The 18,510-nt window shown below is 56.1% G+C and carries 18 protein-coding genes; 9 read left to right on the plus strand and 9 right to left on the minus strand.

What is annotated here, in order from left to right:
• Positions 1 to 65 precede the first annotated feature (65 nt).
• The 4 genes from leuB to ACR3ZL_RS05345 all read left to right on the plus strand — a co-directional run bounded on the left by leuB (position 66) and on the right by ACR3ZL_RS05345 (position 4,081).
• A complete protein-coding gene (leuB, locus tag ACR3ZL_RS05330) occupies positions 66 to 1,145 on the plus strand; it encodes a 3-isopropylmalate dehydrogenase (RefSeq protein WP_473648923.1) in 1,080 nt (359 codons plus the stop codon).
• Between the two features lie 113 nt (positions 1,146 to 1,258).
• Positions 1,259 to 2,218 carry a phosphatidate cytidylyltransferase gene (locus tag ACR3ZL_RS05335; RefSeq protein WP_473648922.1) on the plus strand — a complete coding sequence of 320 codons (960 nt, stop codon included), beginning with the start codon at positions 1,259 to 1,261 and terminating at the stop codon, positions 2,216 to 2,218.
• A 210-nt stretch (positions 2,219 to 2,428) separates the two neighbouring features.
• Complete coding sequence (locus ACR3ZL_RS05340; RefSeq protein ID WP_473648921.1) at positions 2,429 to 2,962, plus strand: NADPH-dependent FMN reductase; 534 nt, start codon at positions 2,429 to 2,431, stop codon at positions 2,960 to 2,962.
• 3 nt (positions 2,963 to 2,965) lie between these two features.
• Entirely contained in the window at positions 2,966 to 4,081 is a 1,116-nt protein-coding gene (locus ACR3ZL_RS05345; RefSeq protein ID WP_473648920.1) for a glycosyltransferase, read from the plus strand.
• Positions 4,082 to 4,380: 299 nt separating this feature from the next.
• Here the strand turns inward: ACR3ZL_RS05345 and ACR3ZL_RS05350 are convergent, their stop codons facing one another.
• The 4 genes from ACR3ZL_RS05350 to ACR3ZL_RS05365 form a co-directional block, all read right to left on the minus strand.
• Positions 4,381 to 5,184, minus strand: a complete 804-nt coding sequence (locus ACR3ZL_RS05350) for an SDR family NAD(P)-dependent oxidoreductase (protein WP_486173254.1) — start codon at positions 5,182 to 5,184, stop codon at positions 4,381 to 4,383.
• Positions 5,181 to 6,266, minus strand: a complete 1,086-nt coding sequence (bioB, locus tag ACR3ZL_RS05355) for a biotin synthase BioB (protein WP_473648919.1) — start codon at positions 6,264 to 6,266, stop codon at positions 5,181 to 5,183. The genes ACR3ZL_RS05350 and bioB overlap by 4 nt, the downstream gene beginning before the upstream one ends.
• 239 nt (positions 6,267 to 6,505) lie before the next feature.
• Entirely contained in the window at positions 6,506 to 7,000 is a 495-nt protein-coding gene (locus tag ACR3ZL_RS05360) for a hypothetical protein (protein WP_473648918.1), read from the minus strand.
• Between the two features lie 273 nt (positions 7,001 to 7,273).
• Positions 7,274 to 8,467: a phosphoglycerate kinase gene (locus ACR3ZL_RS05365; RefSeq protein WP_473648917.1), complete on the minus strand. Its 1,194-nt coding sequence runs from the start codon at positions 8,465 to 8,467 to the stop codon at positions 7,274 to 7,276.
• 315 nt (positions 8,468 to 8,782) lie between these two features.
• Here ACR3ZL_RS05365 and ACR3ZL_RS05370 point away from each other — a divergent pair, with 315 nt between their 5' ends.
• The gene (locus ACR3ZL_RS05370; RefSeq protein WP_486173255.1) at positions 8,783 to 9,799 is read left to right on the plus strand and encodes a hypothetical protein; all 1,017 of its coding nucleotides are present in this window, start codon (positions 8,783 to 8,785) and stop codon (positions 9,797 to 9,799) included.
• On the opposite strand, the gene ACR3ZL_RS05375 is transcribed toward ACR3ZL_RS05370, so the two are convergent.
• Positions 9,796 to 11,517, minus strand: a complete 1,722-nt coding sequence (locus tag ACR3ZL_RS05375; RefSeq protein ID WP_486173256.1) for a vWA domain-containing protein — start codon at positions 11,515 to 11,517, stop codon at positions 9,796 to 9,798. The two genes, ACR3ZL_RS05370 and ACR3ZL_RS05375, sit on opposite strands and share 4 nt — an antisense overlap.
• 177 nt (positions 11,518 to 11,694) lie before the next feature.
• On the opposite strand from ACR3ZL_RS05375, the gene ACR3ZL_RS05380 reads away from it, so the two are divergent.
• Complete coding sequence (locus tag ACR3ZL_RS05380; RefSeq protein ID WP_473648913.1) at positions 11,695 to 12,537, plus strand: serine/threonine-protein kinase; 843 nt, start codon at positions 11,695 to 11,697, stop codon at positions 12,535 to 12,537.
• Positions 12,538 to 12,546: 9 nt separating this feature from the next.
• Positions 12,547 to 13,389, plus strand: coding sequence for a PP2C family protein-serine/threonine phosphatase (locus tag ACR3ZL_RS05385; protein ID WP_473648912.1), 843 nt, complete (start codon positions 12,547 to 12,549; stop codon positions 13,387 to 13,389).
• A gap of 155 nt (positions 13,390 to 13,544) precedes the next feature.
• On the opposite strand, the gene ACR3ZL_RS05390 is transcribed toward ACR3ZL_RS05385, so the two are convergent.
• The 4 genes from ACR3ZL_RS05390 to ACR3ZL_RS05405 all read right to left on the minus strand — a co-directional run bounded on the left by ACR3ZL_RS05390 (position 13,545) and on the right by ACR3ZL_RS05405 (position 16,540).
• Entirely contained in the window at positions 13,545 to 13,913 is a 369-nt protein-coding gene (locus ACR3ZL_RS05390) for a DUF3127 domain-containing protein (protein WP_473648911.1), read from the minus strand.
• 69 nt (positions 13,914 to 13,982) lie between these two features.
• Positions 13,983 to 14,243, minus strand: coding sequence for a hypothetical protein (locus ACR3ZL_RS05395; RefSeq protein WP_473648910.1), 261 nt, complete (start codon positions 14,241 to 14,243; stop codon positions 13,983 to 13,985).
• An 85-nt stretch (positions 14,244 to 14,328) separates the two neighbouring features.
• Entirely contained in the window at positions 14,329 to 15,429 is a 1,101-nt protein-coding gene (locus ACR3ZL_RS05400; RefSeq protein WP_473648909.1) for a D-2-hydroxyacid dehydrogenase, read from the minus strand.
• A 7-nt stretch (positions 15,430 to 15,436) separates the two neighbouring features.
• On the minus strand, positions 15,437 to 16,540 hold the full coding sequence (locus tag ACR3ZL_RS05405; RefSeq protein ID WP_473648908.1) for a glucose 1-dehydrogenase: 1,104 nt from the start codon (positions 16,538 to 16,540) through the stop codon (positions 15,437 to 15,439).
• 142 nt (positions 16,541 to 16,682) lie between these two features.
• Here ACR3ZL_RS05405 and ACR3ZL_RS05410 point away from each other — a divergent pair, with 142 nt between their 5' ends.
• Together ACR3ZL_RS05410 and sufC are read left to right on the plus strand one after the other, a co-directional pair.
• The gene (locus ACR3ZL_RS05410) at positions 16,683 to 17,537 is read left to right on the plus strand and encodes a helix-turn-helix transcriptional regulator (RefSeq protein ID WP_473648907.1); all 855 of its coding nucleotides are present in this window, start codon (positions 16,683 to 16,685) and stop codon (positions 17,535 to 17,537) included.
• Between the two features lie 107 nt (positions 17,538 to 17,644).
• Complete coding sequence (gene sufC / locus ACR3ZL_RS05415) at positions 17,645 to 18,460, plus strand: Fe-S cluster assembly ATPase SufC (protein WP_473648906.1); 816 nt, start codon at positions 17,645 to 17,647, stop codon at positions 18,458 to 18,460.
• The last annotated feature ends 50 nt before the right edge of the window (positions 18,461 to 18,510 follow it).

The following is an 18,510-nucleotide window of genomic DNA, read 5'->3' on the forward strand; positions in this document are numbered from 1 at the left end:
TTTGCGAAGAGTGACACGACCGATTGTTCATCCGCCCAGACTCGCATTCCCCCCACACGCTGAATATGAACCACAACATCGTCCTTCTTCCCGGTGACGGGATTGGTCCTGAAATCGTCGAACAGGCACGTCTCGTCCTTTTGGCGATTGGCAAGCGTTTTGGTCATGAATTCAATTTCAGTTCGCATTTGCTGGGCGGCATTGCGATTGATGAAACCGGTGATCCGTTGCCGCAAGCGACCGTGGATGCCTGCAAGGCCGCCTCGGCGATTTTGTTGGGTGCTGTAGGTGGTCCGAAGTGGGATGATCCATCGGCGAAGACTCGTCCCGAAGCCGGGCTGTTGCGGATTCGTAAAGAGTTGGGTTTGTTTGCCAACTTGCGTCCAATCAAGTTGTTTGATGAGCTTGCCGATGCGTCGCCTTTGCGAGCGGACATCGTTCGCGGAACCGATATTCTGTTCTTCCGTGAATTGACCGGCGGGATTTATTTTGGCGAGTCGGGATCGTCCGGTAGCGGTGACGACGAGACCGCTTATCAGTCGATGACGTACAGCGTCGGTGAAGTGAAGCGGATTGTGCGAATGGCAGCCAAGGCCGCGCAGGGACGCTCGAATCGTTTGACCAGTGTTGATAAGGCAAACGTCTTGGAGCCAAGTCGATTGTGGCGACGAACGGCTGCGGAAGTGATGAGCAGCGAATTCCCCGACGTGCAATACGACGTCGTGTTGGTGGACTCGATGGCGATGCACTTGATTAACCGTCCGGCCGATTTCGATGTGGTCGTGACCGGAAACATGTTTGGCGACATTCTGACTGACGAAGCTTCGATGCTTCCTGGATCGCTGGGAATGTTGCCAAGTGCTTCGGTGGGAAGCGACGGTCCTGGTTTGTACGAACCAATTCACGGCAGTGCACCGGATATCGCGGGCAAGGGTATTGCTAACCCGCTGGCAACCATCTTGGCTGCGGCGATGATGCTGCGTCACTCGTTGTCGCTTAATGAAGAAGCCGATGCGATCGAAGCCGCTGTAGCGGGCGTGTTGACCGACGGACTGCGAACGGCTGACTTGGCGCGAGGTGGCGAATCGATCGGCACCGAGGCGATGGGCGCCGCGGTGGTTGCCAAGGTGAATGCGGCGTCGTAATTCGCTGTTGCAAATCTTGTTGGTTCGGCGTGAGTTCCACTCCGCCGAGCTGACTTAACAGCGGCTTCGGTCGGTGTTGTTGTATTGAAAAATTTCCTGCGAAGAGGTGATCGTTGCCCGACTTTACGACTTATCTGCTGATTGCCGTCATCTTGGCGGCACTGTCCATCGCCACGATCGTAGGCGTGGTGATGGGACGTATCGGTTCGGAGGAAACCGATTCGGCGTTGGTGAAGCGTTTTCGGGCGAAGTTGCGGGTGTGGTGGACCATGGTCGCGATTTTCGTGATCGGTTCATTGACCGGGCGGACTGGATTGGTGCTGCTATTTGGTGCGGTATCGTTTTGGGCGCTACGTGAATTTATTTCGATGACGCCAACGCGACGTGGTGACCACCGGACGCTGTTCTGGATTTTCTTCATCTTCACACCGCTGCAATACATCCTGATCGGCGCAGGCAGCAAGTACTACGAGTTTTACAGCATCGTGATCCCGGTTTATGCGAGCTTGTTCATTCCGGCGCGGGCTGCGATCGCGGGCGATGCGAAGCGGTTCTTGGAGCGATGCGCGAAGATTCAGTTTGGTTTGTTGGTGTGTGTGTATTGCCTGTCGCATGCCCCTGCGTTGTTGTATTTGGATGTGGTTCGTACTGGCGATGTTCCTTGGGATGGAAGCAACATCAACTTGTTGATGTTCTTCGTGTTGATCGCGCAGCTTTCGCTGACCTTAGAACGGGCCTGGAGTAGCTGGATTGGGCGGCACGTCATCGCACCTCGCATTAATGCCTCGCGGACTTGGGAGGGCGTGATGGGATCGGCAATGACAACCGGAATCATCGCCGCACTGCTTCGCTGGGCCACACCGTTTTTCTGGTGGGAGGCGTTGTTGATGGGCGTTGTGGTGACGATCATGGCCAGTGTGGGAACGCTGACAATGAGCGCGATCAAACGCGACCGCGGCGTCACCGATACAGGCACTTTGGTTCAAGGGCACGCCGGTGTTTTGGACCAGATCGACAACATTTGTTTTGCGGCTCCGATCTTCTATCACGTCACTCGTTTCTTCTTTACCTAAGGTTCGTCCACGAACAAGTTTCCGAATTTATTGTTGGTGGACCGATACGAAACCAGGCGGCTTTCGCCGTTCCGCTAGAAGGGGAAACTTGTTGAGGTGATTCCTGAGCGGTTTGTCGCGATTGAAATTTCGGTATCGCTTCTAGGCGGCTCATCTTGAAATTCGACCCGGTTCAATTACTCGTTCGTTTGACATTTAATTTAAATCGTTATGCATTTGATTCTTAGTTCCAGCTTGCACCCGACCAGCCGCAGCCGAATTCTCGCTCGTGAGGTTGAGACGCGATTGCGGGCGATGAACCGTGAAGTTGAGGTCTTTGATCTTTCGTCGCGGACGCTGCCGCCGTGTGACGGTGCGAAAGCCTACGGCGACCCGGAAGTGATCGCATTGGCAGAGTTGATTCGCTCGGCCGAATCTATTTTTGTGGCGTCGCCGGTTTACAACTATGACGTTAACGCGGCGATCAAGAATGCGGTCGAGTTAACCGGTAAAGCGTGGACGGGAAAAGTCGTTTCGCTGATGTTGGCTGCTGGTGGCCAGGGAAGCTACATGTCGGCGATGGGGCTGGCGAATAGCCTGATGCTGGATTTTCGGTGTGTGATCGTTCCTCGGTTTGTTTATGCGACCGGAGAAAGCTTTGAAGGTGAATCGTTGGCTGACGACGACATTGCTGGCCGGGTGGACCAGTTGGTGTCGGAGTCACTGCGTCTATCCGACGCGCTGCGTGATTCGGCGACGGTGTAGCGAGTGGATGTCGACTTTGTCATCACCGAGTTTGAGGTAGGCGGGGCTGAGCGAACACTTGCACGGCTTGCCATCGGTATGCAGGAACAGGGCGATTCGGTTCGCGTTTATTCGCTAGGTCGGCTGCCCACCGATGAAGACGGTGACGGTCGAGATCAACTCGTGCGTGCCCTTCGCGAGAAGCATGTAGTGCTGGAATCGGCCGATGCCAGGAGCGTGCATGAGTTCCCGCGAGCGGCTTGGAGGCTGCGTCAGTGGATTGGCCAGCGACCCGATGCGGTTTGCCAAACGTTTCTCTTTCATGCCAATACGCTGACTAATATCTTTGCAAAGCCAGGCAAGGCGTCGGGGCCTCGGGTGGCCGGGATACGCGTCGCCGAACCTGATCGCTGGCGATGTGCGATTGAGCGTCGTGCACTTCGGCAAGTCGATCATGCGATCTGTGTTAGCAGCGCCGTGGAGCGGTTCACGCATCAGCACTTGGGGCTTTCGCCGGACCGTACCAGCGTGATTGGGAACTCCGTTGATGTGGATCATTTTGCGACCGCGCCGCCGATGGATTGGCGGACCTTCGGTTGGGATTCCGATGCGGAGGTCGTGTTGTTCGTTGGGAGATTGCACCCGCAGAAAAACCTTGGCTTGCTTCAGTCGGGAATTGATCAGTTTGCTCCGCCGGGCAGCAACCGCAAACTGGTGTTGATTGGAAAGGGACCGCTACGTGCCGAGCTGACTAACTGGTCCGAATCGGTCAGTGGTGACCGGGTTCGCGTATTGCCATGGCGAGCCGATGTGGCATCACTTTTGGCGGGGTGCCGCGTTCTAGTGCTGCCAAGCCACTATGAAGGGATGCCTAACGTGGTATTAGAGGCGATGGCAGCGGGTAAGCCGGTTGTCTGTAGCTTGGTCGAAGGTAGCGAAGAATTGATTGGCGATGATCCGAACCAGGGTTTTGCGGCTGGCGATCAGGAGGCAATGGCCGGTTGTCTTAACCGTTTCCTGGATGACCGAACGCTCACGGACCGAATAGGACGTTCGAATCAACTTCGCATGCGTGAAGAGTTTTCGGTGCAGTGTATGGTGAACAAGTATCACGAGCTGTATGCGAAGCTTTGCAAGTAGTTTTGTAGCTGGGCGTTTAGAGCGTTTTAGAAAAGGATGTAGGCGGTGTCACCAGACTCCGGTGCTCTGAATTCGGTCGAATCCAGCTACAAAAACCAATCACGTAACCACCCAAAGTAGACCGGATGAAGGAGGCTTTGCGACGCCTATCCGGCAATCGCGTGAATGCCGTAACGTCGCTGCGTTTGGTCCGGCCTACAGCTTGTCCGCAATTGCGAATGGCAACTTCAAAACGTATGTCGCTATGTTCGCCAGAACGTGGTCTACCGTCTGGCGACGGTGGCTACAGGGAAGATGCTTTAGCCGGTGTTGCGGCCGATTTGCAGTCCGTCGGGCGCGAAGATCCCTCGGCCTCCATCGACCGGCAGGCAAACGCCGGTCACGAACGTGTTTTCGCATAAGAAGGCGACAGCGGAGGCGACGTCTTCGGGGGTGCCGATTCGGCGAGCGAGTGTGCTGTCGATGAGTTGTTGAGTGGTTTCGGCGGGAACGTCATCGCCTAGCAGCACCGGACCGGGCTGCACGCAGTTCACACGAACACGCGAGTTGCGGCTGCCGAGTTCAACGGCTAGCGACCGGGTCATCGCCTCAACGGCTCCCTTGCTGGGGAAGTAAGCCGCGTGATCGGCGTAGGGACGCACTGTCGCCCAATCACCGATTTGGATGATCGCACCGCCGTGTGGTTGTTGGACCATGTGTCGGCCGGCGGCGCGAGAACAGAGGAGCGATGCGACGGAGTTGATTTGGAAGTAACGCCGGATTTCATCGCCGGTGATTTCTTCCAGCGAGGTGGGGGACCAGATCGCCGCACTGTTGACGAGGATGTCCAGGCGGCCGTAGTGGGAGTGGGCTTGATCAATGATTCCGTCGCACACGTCATCGTCGTCCAGTGATCCGGTAACGACAATGGCGTCGCGGTCAAACTTGGATTGCCATGTTGAAGCGGCGGCTTCCGCTTCGTCGACGCTGGAATTGGCATGCAACGCGACATGGCATCCACGTCGCGAGAGTTCTTCGGCAATCACGCGACCAACTCGGGGTGCGCCGGAACCGGTCACGATTGCGACCGGGGCATCGGTATCGAACGTTTCGCGAAGGCTCAACCGTCGATGCTCACTTCTTCGCAAGATCCGGTGATGTCAAAGCCTAGATCCTTGATCATGTCGTAATCGGCTTGCGGGGCTTGTCCTTTGGTCGTCAGGTAGTCGCCAACGAAGAGACTGTTGGCCACGTAGAGTCCCATTGGCTGCAGCATTCGCAGGTGGAGTTCTCGTCCTCCGGCGATACGCAGTTCGCGATCGGGGTTCACAAAACGGAACATGGCCAGGGACTTCAGTGCGTCCTGGGCGGACATCGCATCGGTGCCTTCGAGCGGCGTGCCGTCGATGGCGTTGAGGATGTTGACCGGGATCGACTGCACACCCAGATCGGCCAGATCGAACGCCATCGAGACGATGTCTTCCTTGGTTTCGCCCATGCCGATAATGCCACCGCTGCACATTTCCATGCCAGCGTCGCGAACATTGCGAAGGGTCTGCACTCGGTCTTCGTAAGTGTGGGTGGTGCAGATTTTGGCGTAGTGGGATTCGCTGGAGTTCAAGTTGTGGTTGACTCGGTCGACACCACAGGCTTTTAGTCGTTTGGCTTGGTCGTCGTCGAGCAGGCCCAGGCAGGCACAGATGTCGAGATTGTATTTTTGCTTGATCTCGGGAACGATGGTTTCGACCGCTTTCATTTCACGCTCGTTGGGGCCACGTGCACTGATGACTAGGCAGTACGTCTTGGCACCGCGTTCGGCGGCCACCCGTGCCGCTTCCATCAGGTCATCTCGCTTGAGAATGTTGTATTTCGGCACCGGTGCTTCGGAGATCTTGGATTGGCTGCAGTAGTGGCAATCTTCAGGGCACAGACCGCTCTTGGCACTCATTAAGAAATAGAGCTGGACCGAGTTGGCGAAATAGTGGTGCCGGATTCGGTAGCCAGCGGCCAGGATCGCGGGCACGTCTAGGTCGGACGCGTTCAGAATCGACAACGCTTCTTGCCGCGTGATCGGTGAGCCCTCCAGGACACGGGTCGCCAACGCGTCAAAGTAGCCAGGAGGCGAGAAAACAGGTGGATTCCCGGTTGGCGTTTTTCCGGCTGGCTGGTTGTCGGAAGACGATTGGGGCGAAGGAGCAACACTCATGCGTTGGGGGCCTGCGAAAGTGATCGGCGACTGGCGGAATGACGAGAACCGAACAGCGTCAACACTGCCCAGCATGCCCCTATCGTCATCGCCACGGCCTAAAATCGCAAGTAGTCCACTGGTGACGGTGGGGTGGCACGTTCGCCAGTCGCTGACGTGGCCCGCGTCTATTGCTGATTAGCCTGAATCGACCTCGTTTGTGGGGCTTTTGACCTCTTGGCCGGTTTTATTGCAGACCTCTATTTGGGATCAGCTGCTGATTCTGTTGTTGGATCGGGTAGGGCCGCTTCTTCTATTGAAGCTTCGTCTTCGATTTCCCCGATGGCTGCGGGCAGAGCGGGGACTGCGGATGGATCGTCGGATTCGAGCGGTGCGTCAGAATCGACAGGAACGGCTGCTAGCGAATCAAGTCGCTGTTCCAAGGTGAGTGGTTCCAAAAGCGAGGTTTCGAACCGAGAGGGGGTGTCAAATGAATCCCCATCTCCTCCGCTGGGATCGGACGTGACGAATCGCACCGGTGGCACTTCGATTCCATCAAGTGGGTCTCGGCCGCTATAGGACCAGATGACATACAAGAGGCCTACGATCGCTGACAGCAACAGGATGCTGGCCAGCAGAAACGAGTGGAAAGAGTCCGCCCAGGTTGCACGCATGGATGTGCCAGGCTTGCTTTCACCGCTTTTGACTACGTTGGAGCGTTCGTCGGATGGAGGCGGTTTTGGATCAGCGGCCATGGTGGCTTCGTGGCGGGCGAGTGTCGAATCGTTTGGCCGAAATATTGTTTGCCTAGCCAAAATGCAGGATGCTTCTGCGGTCGTTATAGCACAATCCGAATCTCAACCGATCACGAAAAGTGGCATAGGCTTCCAGCCTGTGGAGGTGTTCCATGTCTTCAAGATGGTTGTTAATGGACCCCAGGCTGGAAGCCTAGGCCATCGTTTTATGAAAAAAGGCCAGCTCTGGAGAGAGCTGGCCTTTTCGATGATGTGAATTGTCGTTTAAGAGAGTTACGCTTCGTCCAACAAATCGACTGCCGCGAACGATTGGCCTTCCAGCATTGCTAGCGAAGCGCCGCCACCGGTGCTGACATGGCTAACTTGGTCGGCGAAACCGAGTTGGTCCACCGCTGCGGCACTGTCGCCACCGCCGATGATGCTGACCGCATCGGCGTCGGCAACGGCTTGAGCGACTGCTTTGGTGCCTGCGTCCATGGGTGGTTTTTCGAAAACGCCCATCGGACCGTTCCAGACAACTGTCTTGGAATCTTTGATGATGGCGGCGTATTGCTTGGCGGTTTCGGGGCCGATGTCGAGTCCTTCCATGCCGTCAGGAATTTCGCCGGCGGCAACAACCTTCTTGTTGCAGCCCGCAATGTTTCCGAAGTCGTCGCCACAATGGGTGTCGACGGGCAGGTGCAGCTTGCCGTCGGCTTTGGCGAGCAATTCTTTGGCGAGATCGACTTTATCTTTTTCGACAAGGCTGTTACCGACTTTGCCGCCTTGGGCGAGCGAGAAGGTGTAGGCCATAGCTCCACCGATCAAGATGGAATCGCAGATCCCGAGCAGGTTGTTGATGACGTTAATTTTGTCGCTGACTTTGGCACCGCCCAGGATCGCAACGAAGGGGCGTCCGGGGTTTCCGATCGCATCGCTGAGGTACTGGATTTCTTTGGCGACGAGGTGGCCAACGACGCGTGGCTTGCCCGCCATCGCTTCAGGAACGGCGACCATCGAAGCGTCTTTGCGGTGGCAGGTGCCGAAGGCGTCGTTGCAGTAAATGTCGGCCATGGCGGCGAGCTTGCCAGCGAATTCGGCATCGCCCTTCTTTTCGCCGGCGTTGAATCGCAGGTTTTCAAGAACGAGAACTTCACCGTCGTTCAGTTCGCCAGCTTTGGCGGTGGCGTCGTCGCCCACGGTGTCGGCCGCGAAGTGGACAGGGCTGCCGAGCATTTCACCCAGGCGGGTGGCGGCGGGCTTGAGCGAGTATTTTTCGTCGCCCTCGCCACCGCTGGGGCGGCCCAGGTGGCTCATCAGGATGACCTTGCCGCCGCGTTTGATCACGCTTTCGATACTGGGCAACGCCATTCGGATACGGCGATCGTCGGTGATTTGGCAGCTATCGTCGAGCGGGACGTTGAAGTCCACACGCATCAAGACGGTTTTGCCCTGCACTTCGGTTTGGTCGATTGATTTTTTGGCCATCGGGAATCTGCTCCGGTTGTCGGAAAAAGCTAAAGATTGGAAACGGAAAAGCGTCAACGCTCGTTGATTGTTGGTGAGGTTCCGCGAACCGGCCCACAGTATCGGCCAGATCGCAACAATCGCGAAGGGGCCGATTCTTTTTCTCACGTCCTACCACCGTCACAACCGAAATGGATGGATACCGTCCTTCGTTGTGTCCAACAGCGATGAGGGTGTCGATTCGTCGCAAAGTTTGGTGGAACGATTTGCGATCGAAGCGTCTGTTAATCTTCACCGCCAAATACGGCGGATTGCGAACCTACGGGGGCGGTGCTGGTGATATCCAGAACCTTGATGGATGAAATCCGCAGTGACTCAGGGGGCCGATATGGTCTTGAGCACGTCCGCGAGGCAGCTTCAACGGCAGCCGGGCGATCGGCGGCGATTATCTGGCTTGCGCTGTTGGCACTTTGCATCGCCGCGTCGCCGGCGGTGGGTTACGCCCAGCAGGCGAATTCCGGTCAGCGATCCGGTGGCGGTGCCTCGCTGCTGAATCCTTGGGGCAATCGAGACGCGAACGATCACCGTGTCGGTTCCGCGGCGCATCGACAAGGGATTCTGAACTCGCTGCCTCTGGAGCGGCTTACCGTCGATGCTCGCAAGCGAATTTTGGACATTGCAGAAAAGCCGACGCTGTTTCGCCAATTGCCAAGTCAGGTCATTTCGTGCGATCAGGATATGTTTTTGTTCCTGACTCGCAATCCCGATGTGCTGGTCGGCTTGTGGGATTTGATGGGGATCACGAAAGTGCAATCCAAGCGAATCGCTCCGTTCCAGTTAGAGGCCAGCGATGGTGTTGGCACGATTTGCCGGGTGGATTTGGTTTACGGTGATGACGAGCAACATATCTTTGTCGTCGACGGATCTTATGATGGGCGGATGGTCCCGACGCCGATCCGCGGCAAGGGAGTGTTCGTGTTGCGGTCGACTTATGCAGCGGGCACGGACGGACAAACCACGATCTCAGGAACGCTGGATTGTTTCGTGCAATTGGAGAGTTTGGGGTTGGACTTAATCGCCCGCACGCTCAGTCCGATCATTGGTCGGTCAGCGGACAGCAATTTCATGCAAACGGCCCAGTTCATTTCTCAGGTGAGCCAGTCCAGTGCGCACAATCCTTCGGCGATGCTCGACATTGCGTCGCGGTTACCACAGGTTGACCCGCCGGTCCGTGAGTCATTCTCCGATACGATTGTGACGGTCGCTCGCCGCAGTGCCGCGATTGCTCAACAGCAGCGTGAGAATCGAGGTCAAACGACGGCAGCCGCGGAACGTCAAACGCAGACTCGCTAGGCGATGATGTCACGGCGATTGTTGACGTAGTCCCATAACACGAAACGGTCGAGGTCTTTGCCGCTGGTAAAGAATACGCGGCCTTTCGTCGATTGGGCCATTCGGTAAGCGAACCGAATGTCTTCCTGGCTTTGCGACCAGCTTGGAATCAAGAAAATATTGATCGTGATCCCTTCCTTGTGACAAAGCTGGGCTTCCCGCATGGTCGCCATTTCCGTTTGCGGGTCCGGCGGGTAGAGCATGTACAGCGTCTCATCTTCGAAATGAGCCGTTGGGAGTCCGTCGGTGATTAGGCAAATTTGACGGTTGGGCGTGTCGCAGTTAACCAGGTTTTGTCTGGCCAGCTTAAGCGCGTGCTGGATATTGGTGAAGTGCGGATGAACCTGTTGCTCGGTAATGTCCGGGTTGCTCATGTCGCACTTTAGCCTCACCCATGGGTCGTGGATCGTGACCATCTTGGGCATCATCTCGACGATCTCGCCGGGCGATCGCAATTTCGCGAACGTGTACATTTCGATGAACTTCAGGAAGTCGCCGGGATACTCGCTGTTGATCAATCCCTGTAGTCCCAGAGCCATCCGTTTGACGTTGATGTACTGGCCGTCGTAGCGCATCGATCCGCTCATGTCCATGACCACTGCGGTCGCGCACCGGGGATGGTTACGAGTCTTGTGGACGACGATATCGTCGCTGTGCAGACGCAGCGGACGCTCGTCTTTTTGCCGGATCAGCGAATTGATGATCGTTTGCGGAAGATCCAAATTCGCAACACTATCGCCAAATTCATAAGCCTTGGTTTGTTGCAGTTCGACAGCTCCTTCACCGACGACGTCGCCTTCGTGGCGACCTGATCGAGAGGGGGCAAGTTCGCTGAAGATTCGCTGCAGCAATCGGCCTTGGAAAATCTTGTAGGCTTGCGGTGTTAAGCGATAGCCTTTGCCATCGGGGTTGCGTTCGAGGCCTTGGCGTTCGGCCTGTTCCCGCATCATGTTTTCGATTTGGTTGCGCATCTCCTCGAGTTGTTCCATATCGCCGGGCTGCGCGAACTCGCTGAGCATTTCCATATCGATGATGCCGATCTGCGCCGTCTTCTCGGCCTCCTCGAGTTGCTTTAGCAGCTCATCGATCTTCTCCAATTCGTCCTTGATCTCCAGTGCTTTTGGGACGGTCATCGATTCGTTGCCGGTGAAGTCGTACTTCGTGGCTAATTCTTCGATGGTGTGTTTATCTTGCATCGCTGCACCGGTTGAAAGCAATTTGGAAGCCAGATCACTATCGTTGTCGTCGTCGGCGACGTACCAAAGCCGTTCGATCATGAACGGTTGCTCTTGGCTAATCGCAGTGCGAAAAAGCTTTTCCATTTTGGCGGTTGGCTTGACGCGTTTGGCGGCTTGGTGAAACGCCTTGCGAGCTTTCTTTTGAACCGATTGCGACTCGTAGGTTTCCAGGATCTTTCGCTTGCGTTCTTCCAATAACGCACGAAGGAAATCGATGCTCGGACCCAGCCCAGCAATTTGCGACGGGTCCAGGCGAACTGCGTTGGCGAGTTGTTCGTCAGTGAGCTCTTGAAAGTTACCGTACATCATCGCCTGTTCGAACGCTGGCGTGACTAGGTCCGGGGGGGCTTGGGTCGGCGGGGGGAACGCAGTGGGGTCGTACTTTTGGTACGCGTGAATGATTCCGCCCAGTGGTCGCGGTGACGGTTTGGAAGGGGGCATGGCCGACTCGGGTGGGATAAGGAATCGAAACGAAGTTGAAAAAGAGTGGGCCGAACTCAGCGAGCCACTGGACAAGTGGATTGAAGGGACCGAACATTGGGCTGTTGCCGGCTTCGCGGTTGATCGGCCTTACAGTGTAGGCGACAGCAAAGCGAAGAATCGCTCAGGATTTTTTACATGGCTCGAACCACTCCGATACCGACTCACTCGCCGCCGAAGCTACGCGTGGGCAGTCGCATCGGAAAGTATCGATTGGACAAGCGAATTGGTTCGGGTGGCTTTGCGGATGTTTATGCGGCCAGCGATACGCTGCTGAACATTAAGGTGGCGTTGAAGATCCCCAGTTCGAAATGGGTTTCTCAGGAATTGCTGAACGAATTCCGCCGCGAATCTAAGCTTACGATGGAATTGGAGCATCCCAATATCCTGCCGATTCGGGATGCAGGGTTCATTGGCGATTATTTCGTTATCGTATCGCCGTTGGCATCGCGAACGCTCGATGATCGGCTGGGCAAGCGGATGAAGTTCGAGACCGCGTTTGATTTCGCTTCGCAGTTAATTGAAGCGGTTTCTTACGCTCACGGACGCGGAATCATTCATTGTGACATCAAGCCGGAAAACGTCTTGATGTTTGATGACGGGCGGCTGCGGCTGGGCGACTTCGGGATCGCGAAGGTCGCTCACAAGACGATTGCCAGTGCGGGAACCGGCACGCTGGGTTACATGGCCCCCGAACAGGCCATGGGCAAGCCGTCGGCTCGTGCGGACGTGTTTTCGATCGGTTTGATCGCTTATCGCATGTTTTCCAGCAAGTGGCCGGAATATCCCTACGAATGGCCTCTTCCGGGGGCGGCGAACCTACGCCGGCGGGTGCACCCTGATTTGATTGGTGTGATCCGCAAATCCGTTGCGATTAAACCTCGTGATCGATACACCGATGCGACGCGGTTAGCGGAAGCTTGGGAAAAATGTCGTCTGAAGGCCACACGATTTGCCAATCGGCAGCGGAAAGGGTCGTAGAATTAGGGCATGGCTACCACTTTTGAAACGACCGCGAAGCTATTCCTGGAAAGCGAGATGGATTCTCCGCTATCGTGGCCGGTCGCCGATGCACTGACCAACGATGCGTCACGGCGAGCCGGGAACATCGTGGCCTATTCGCGAACATGCCCGGGCAAAGAAGAGCCCAACGACGACAGTGCCGCGGTGATCACGCTTGTTGATGGTGCAATTGTCTTGGCCGTTGCCGATGGCGTCGGCGGTGCACCGTTGGGATACAAAGCCTCGGCGATCGCGATCGAGTGTTTGCAAGAGAGTCTGGAAGGCCGAGCCGACGGCGCTGATTTGCGGCCAGCGATCCTGGATGGGATCGAGCGAGCCAACGCTGAAATTTTGGACATGGGCACTGGGGCCGCAACAACGATATCCGTTGTCGAGGTCCAAAACGGGATTGCCCGTGGCTATCAAGTCGGTGACTCGATGGCGATGGTGGTGGGACAACGAGGCTGCATCAAGTGGAAATCGACGTCGCACTCACCGGTGGGTTATCTGATCGAATCGGGAGCTATCGATGAAGCGGAAGCGATGACACACGACGAACGACACTTTGTGTCGAATTTGGTGGGCACTCGAGAAATGCACATCGAGATCGGGCCTGCGATTTCGCTGGCCGCTCGGGACACCGTCGTGATTGCCAGTGACGGTTTGTTCGACAATTTGCAACTTGCCGAAGTGGCGGTTTTGGCCGGATCCGGAAAACCGCTCGCTCGGATGAACGCGTTGGTCAATCTAGCCAACCAACGCATGCGTTGTGATGAACCGGGTGTGCCCGGTAAACCCGATGACTTGGCGGCGTTGTTGTTGACGCCTTAGGCTTCGTGAACGTGGACGCCGTTGTTGAAGTGCATGGGGGTGGCAGTCCGAGTCAAGTCAGAAGCTGGGCTTCGTAGCATGAGCCCAAGTTCTAGCTGACGAGCCCGAGCCTGGACTAGTGAGCCCAAGTCGGAGCTAGCGAACTCAAGTTCGAACTAGAATGGTGCGTCGTCTTCTTCAACTGCTTCGGCGAAGGCATCGTTAGGCGAACCGCTGGCACCGGCTGAACCACCCGTGATCGTTTGGAAGGACATGGCTTCCAGGTTGACGAAGAATTTCACTTCGCTGTTGGCGTCTTTTTGCCAACGACGACCGTTCAAGCGATAAGTGATTTCGATTTCGTCGCCTTTGTTCAGGCCGTCAGCCAGTTGGCAGCCATCGCGGGTGAACTCAACGGGAACGTAGTTGGTGAAGCTGCCTTTGTCTTGCTCAAGCACCACCATGCGTTTCTGGAACCCTTTTTGGCCGTAGGTCTTGGTTTCCTCGACCAAATGGACCACGCCTCGTACTTTTGCTTCACTCATGACTAACTCGTTCCGGTTTGCCTGTTGCGTTGATAGGTACTGAAGTCGATCGGACAGGCTGCTCGCTGATCAACTGTCGAGCGAATCAGTGTAGGGAGTCGCGGCGTTGGAATGAAGGGCTGAGGCATCCGAAAGCGATCGCAAGATGCTTGTCGAGTCAGACTGTGCCGGTTCGAAAATTTCTAAGCTCAGCCCGATCGACCGATAGGTCCGATTGAACTCTTCGACGAACGATTGGCCGTTTTCCTCCGGCAACAGCATCGCTCCGACAGGCTGTTCGTCTCGCCTAACTACGGCGTCGGACGGCACGGAGAAACGGTTGCTACTCATTGGAAACGGTTTTCGCGGAAAATTGATGAAGGCTTTGAATCGAGGCGTGGCGAGGTGCTGAACATGTGGAAGATTCTTTGGCTGCTCAGGACTCAGGACTCGTTTCCGCTTGTGCGGCGACTCGGTAAGAGTCGTTGGGGTGCGGGAAGCCGAGGCGTTTGTCGACGCGATTGTAAATGGATCGGCTGGTGAAGAACCTGCGCAAATTGATGCATGCCAAGTCCACGGTGTCGTCGACTCGCCGTGAAGATTGAGCACCGACGTGGGGTGTGATCAGGACGTTGGGATCGTTCCAGAGTGGGCTTTCCGGTGGCAGTGGCTCGATTTCGGTGACGTCGACGCCAGCACCGGCCAGGTGTCCGGATTTAAGGGCGTCAACAAGTGCTTGTTCCTTCAGGACTTGCCCGCGAGCGACGTTGATTAGGTAGCCGCCAGGTTTCATTTGGGCGATCAGTTTTTCATCAATGCACCGATACGTTGACTCGTTCAGCGGCATGGTCAGGATGACAATGTCCGATTGAGCGAACAGGTCGTCAGCACGATCGGCGGGCCACAGCGAATCCACTTCGGCGGGCTTTTGTTCGGGATAGAAGTCCGTGGCGATGATCTTCACTTCCCAAGGTGCGAGCATCTTGGCGATTTGACGACCGTTGCCACCCATGCCCACGATGCCCACCGTTTTGCCGCGAAGGTCATCGGTGGGACGACGAATGAATTCCGGGATTTGGCGAGCCCGTTCAAACAGCCCGATGCGGCGCAAAACGCCCATCATCAATGCAAACGTTTGTTCGGCAACCTGCGGAGCAAACAATCCTGACGCACTGCTGACCAAGATTCGTGGTTCCGCAATCACGCCGGGCACCAAGCAATGATCCAGTCCCGCTGCGGACGATTGAATCCACTGCAATCGTCCAGCCGCGAGCACGCGATCCCAATCCACAGGGACTTTCGCGTGCCCGATGAAAATATCCGCCGATGGCAGCAACTCGTCGACACGCTCTTGTCCCGCGTCCACGATTTCAATGTCGTGATGAAGCGGGACGTTGGGATCCGCCTTCAATTCCGCAAGCGTTCGGGCCATCTGGTCGACGTGATGTTGTTCGACTGGAAAGCACAGAACAATGCGTTTGACGGCGTTGAAGTCGCGAGCTGGGTTCGTGTCAGTTGCTGGATTCGTAGCGGTCATGGGAGGCCTATTCGTCGGCGACGTTTACGTAGACTTTCAGAGCGTCGTCATCTTCAACAAGCAATCGCATCATCTCGGCGTGGTTGTCCATGCCGTCGACGGGATTGGTCAGGATCTTTTCGAGGACGGCGGGATACATAACGTCGCCGAGTGCCAGATCGCGGATGCCCATTTCGAAGTGCGTGCGGTTGGCGTTCACGCTACCAAGTAGCAGTTTGTTGCCCAGTACCCATTCGATATTGATTTTGTCCGCTGGGACTTCGGTGGTGCGATCGCCACCGGTAATGCTGGTCCAGACAACGACGCCGTTGTGGCCGATGCATTCCATCGCTTCAAACGCAATGGGGCTGTAGCCGGTCGCGTCGATGATCAAATCTGGCTTGCCGGTTTTTTCGACCAGTTCCTTCATCGGGGTCTTTTTCGTGCTAACGTAAGTCGCTTCCAAGCCTTCGACGATGCTCGCCTTCAGGTTAGGGGCTTCGCTGCGAGACAGCGTATAAACTTCCAATCCGCGTAGCTTCAGGCTAAGTGTCGCCAACAATCCAATTTGGCCCGACCCAATAACGTAGGCAACCTTGGGTGACCAGACCTTCATTCGCCGTTGAGCTTCGTAAGCTTGATGGATGGCCTTGGCGGCGCAGCTCATTGGTTCCTGAAGCACGTGAAGGTGTTTCAGTCCGGCGGGCACACGAACGATGTATTCCTGGTCGTCGACGAAGTATTCCGTCATGAAGCCGTGACGCAGGTTGATGCCGCGCTCGTAATAGGTCTCCTCACTGGTCATGTCGTTGGTGCCGATCAAGTCATAGATCGAACCGCCGGGACGCCGCACGGTGGCCGTAACGTAGTCGCCTGGCTTGAGCCCCCTCACGTTGGGGCCTACTTCTTCGACAATCCCGAAGCATTCGTGGCCGATGATCAAAAAGTCGTCGCCTTCGGGAGCGTTCCCATAGAGAGCGTCGGCGATCTCGCGGTCGGTTGCATCGACGCCCACCTTCAGAACCTTCACCAGCACTCCGACACCGCCATCAACGTCGCTGACGGACGGACGAGGGATATCTTGGAGGTGAACACTGTTGGGGGTACCGGGGCGAATGGCGACGGCTTTCATCTACTAAACTCTGGCTAAGGGAGGATAAATGGGGCTTGTGGGGGTATCGTAGCGAGAACGCCCATTTCCAGTGAGAGGGGCAGTTCGCTAATTTTCGCAGCGAAGCTTGTCAAAAATCGCGAGATGTGAATACTAACCTTGTATGAGCACCTTGCCACCCACGACCGAGCACGCTTCCACCGCTTTTGCTGGCGTGGATCTTCATGGCGTGAATGTGCGTAGCGTGGATCGACAATTGCTGCTCTGTTTGCGAAGTGGCGAACCCAAAACGATCGGGGATTTAACCGAGATACTGGGCGTCACCGCAACTGCCATTCGGCAACGAATCGAACGTTTGCTCGAAACCGGGCTAATTGATCGCGAAAAGGTCGTCGCAGGCCGAGGTCGGCCGACGTTTCGTTATTTGTTAACCGTTGCCGGTTATCGCAAGTCGGGCGCCGACGCGTCGGATCTTGCGGAAGCGATGTGGCGTGAAATTTTAGAATTGCCCGAAGGCGAAGTTCGCGAACGATTGGTAACCGCGATCGCGAAACGCATGGGCCAACAATACGCGACGGCAATGGACGAAGAGTCGTCGACCGTCGATGAAGAACAACTGGCCTCCTCGCCGGGGCCGTTTGCCCAGCGAATGAAGCAGCTTTCAGCGATGTTGCAAGTGCGCGACATCGCCGCGATTCTTTCGCCTGGCGATGAGTCGGACTTGCCGGTACTCGATATTGAGGCATGTCCTTATCCCAATCTAACGGACGCATCGGACGATCGGACGATGTGTCGCCTGGAAGAGAAGATGCTTTCAGAAGCCCTTGGCAAGGATGTTCATCTGAGCCAATGTCGGCTCGATGGCGACTCCTGTTGCCAATTTTCGTCGGCTTCGGAAACTAGACCGGCTTCGGAAACTAGACCGGCTTTGGACACCGGGGCGGCTTCGAAAACCAAGCCTGTCCTGCAGTCGCAGCCTGTCCGTCCGACGGATTCGTCTCTTACTACTGAAACCTAGTCGCCTTTCCCAAGCCGACTTAATCGATTCGCCAGCCGTCCTGAACCGAGCTGGTGGAATCATTCTCCCTCTCACTTTCCATTTTTAAGAACCCAGCTAAATCTGCTATGTCCCACGTTTTGAAAATCGAAAATCTACACGTTTCTGTTGGTGACAAGCCGATTCTGCGTGGCGTCAACCTGACCATCAATCATGGTGAAACTCACGCTTTGATGGGTCCCAACGGTAGCGGCAAAAGCACGCTTGGGTTGGCCATCATGGGGCACCCAGGATACGAAGTGACCGACGGTTCGATCACCTTGGACGGCGTCGACGTCCTCGAAATGGCTCCTGACGAACGTGCTCGTGCCGGCTTGTTCATGGCGTTCCAACGCCCGATGGCGATCCCCGGTGTGAAGATGGCTGACTTCTTGCGTCACGCGACCACCAATGTTCGCAACCCAGACCGTAAGGAAGGCGAAGAGCTGATTCCGATGCGTGAGTTCCGTAAGGAGCTGAAGGAAAAGATGGCTCACCTTCGCATGGACGTCGAGTTCGCTCGTCGTTACGTCAACGATGGATTTTCCGGCGGCGAAATGAAGCGAGCCGAAATCCTACAACTGGCCATGTTGCAGCCTAAGTTCGCGATCCTGGACGAAACCGACTCGGGTCTCGACGCCGACGCCGTGCGTTTGGCCAGTGAGTCGATCGCTGAAATCGGTCGCGAAAAGATGGGATTGTTGATCATCACTCACCACGACAAGCTGCTCGTTCACAACCCACCGGAATTCACTCACGTGATGTTGGGTGGAAAGCTGGTTGAAACCGGTGGCAAGGAACTTGCCGAAGAATTGCACGAAGAAGGCTACGATCGCATTCGCAAATCCTATCCGGATGCCGAAGCTGCCAACCAAGAAATGCTTGCTGAAGAAGCTGTCTCGTAGGGGCCAACGGCAAGTTGCCATGACCGGGAATGAATCTTCCCGGTTCTGGC

The sequence above is a fragment of the Rhodopirellula sp. J20-39 genome (assembly GCF_057365095.1).

Bases quoted from the DNA above. Each gene is read 5' to 3' on its own strand.
- ACR3ZL_RS05385 (WP_473648912.1), top strand. From the start codon at position 12,547: ATGGCTACCACTTTTGAAACGACCGCGAAGCTATTCCTGGAAAGCGAG.
- ACR3ZL_RS05360 (WP_473648918.1), bottom strand. From the start codon at position 7,000: ATGGCCGCTGATCCAAAACCGCCTCCATCCGACGAACGCTCCAACGTA.
- leuB (WP_473648923.1), top strand. From the start codon at position 66: ATGAACCACAACATCGTCCTTCTTCCCGGTGACGGGATTGGTCCTGAA.
- ACR3ZL_RS05390 (WP_473648911.1), bottom strand. From the start codon at position 13,913: ATGAGTGAAGCAAAAGTACGAGGCGTGGTCCATTTGGTCGAGGAAACC.
- ACR3ZL_RS05410 (WP_473648907.1), top strand. From the start codon at position 16,683: ATGAGCACCTTGCCACCCACGACCGAGCACGCTTCCACCGCTTTTGCT.
- sufC (WP_473648906.1), top strand. From the start codon at position 17,645: ATGTCCCACGTTTTGAAAATCGAAAATCTACACGTTTCTGTTGGTGAC.
- ACR3ZL_RS05405 (WP_473648908.1), bottom strand. From the start codon at position 16,540: ATGAAAGCCGTCGCCATTCGCCCCGGTACCCCCAACAGTGTTCACCTC.
- ACR3ZL_RS05395 (WP_473648910.1), bottom strand. From the start codon at position 14,243: ATGAGTAGCAACCGTTTCTCCGTGCCGTCCGACGCCGTAGTTAGGCGA.
- ACR3ZL_RS05375 (WP_486173256.1), bottom strand. From the start codon at position 11,517: ATGCCCCCTTCCAAACCGTCACCGCGACCACTGGGCGGAATCATTCAC.
- ACR3ZL_RS05380 (WP_473648913.1), top strand. From the start codon at position 11,695: ATGGCTCGAACCACTCCGATACCGACTCACTCGCCGCCGAAGCTACGC.
- bioB (WP_473648919.1), bottom strand. From the start codon at position 6,266: ATGAGTGTTGCTCCTTCGCCCCAATCGTCTTCCGACAACCAGCCAGCC.
- ACR3ZL_RS05340 (WP_473648921.1), top strand. From the start codon at position 2,429: ATGCATTTGATTCTTAGTTCCAGCTTGCACCCGACCAGCCGCAGCCGA.
- ACR3ZL_RS05365 (WP_473648917.1), bottom strand. From the start codon at position 8,467: ATGGCCAAAAAATCAATCGACCAAACCGAAGTGCAGGGCAAAACCGTC.
- ACR3ZL_RS05400 (WP_473648909.1), bottom strand. From the start codon at position 15,429: ATGACCGCTACGAATCCAGCAACTGACACGAACCCAGCTCGCGACTTC.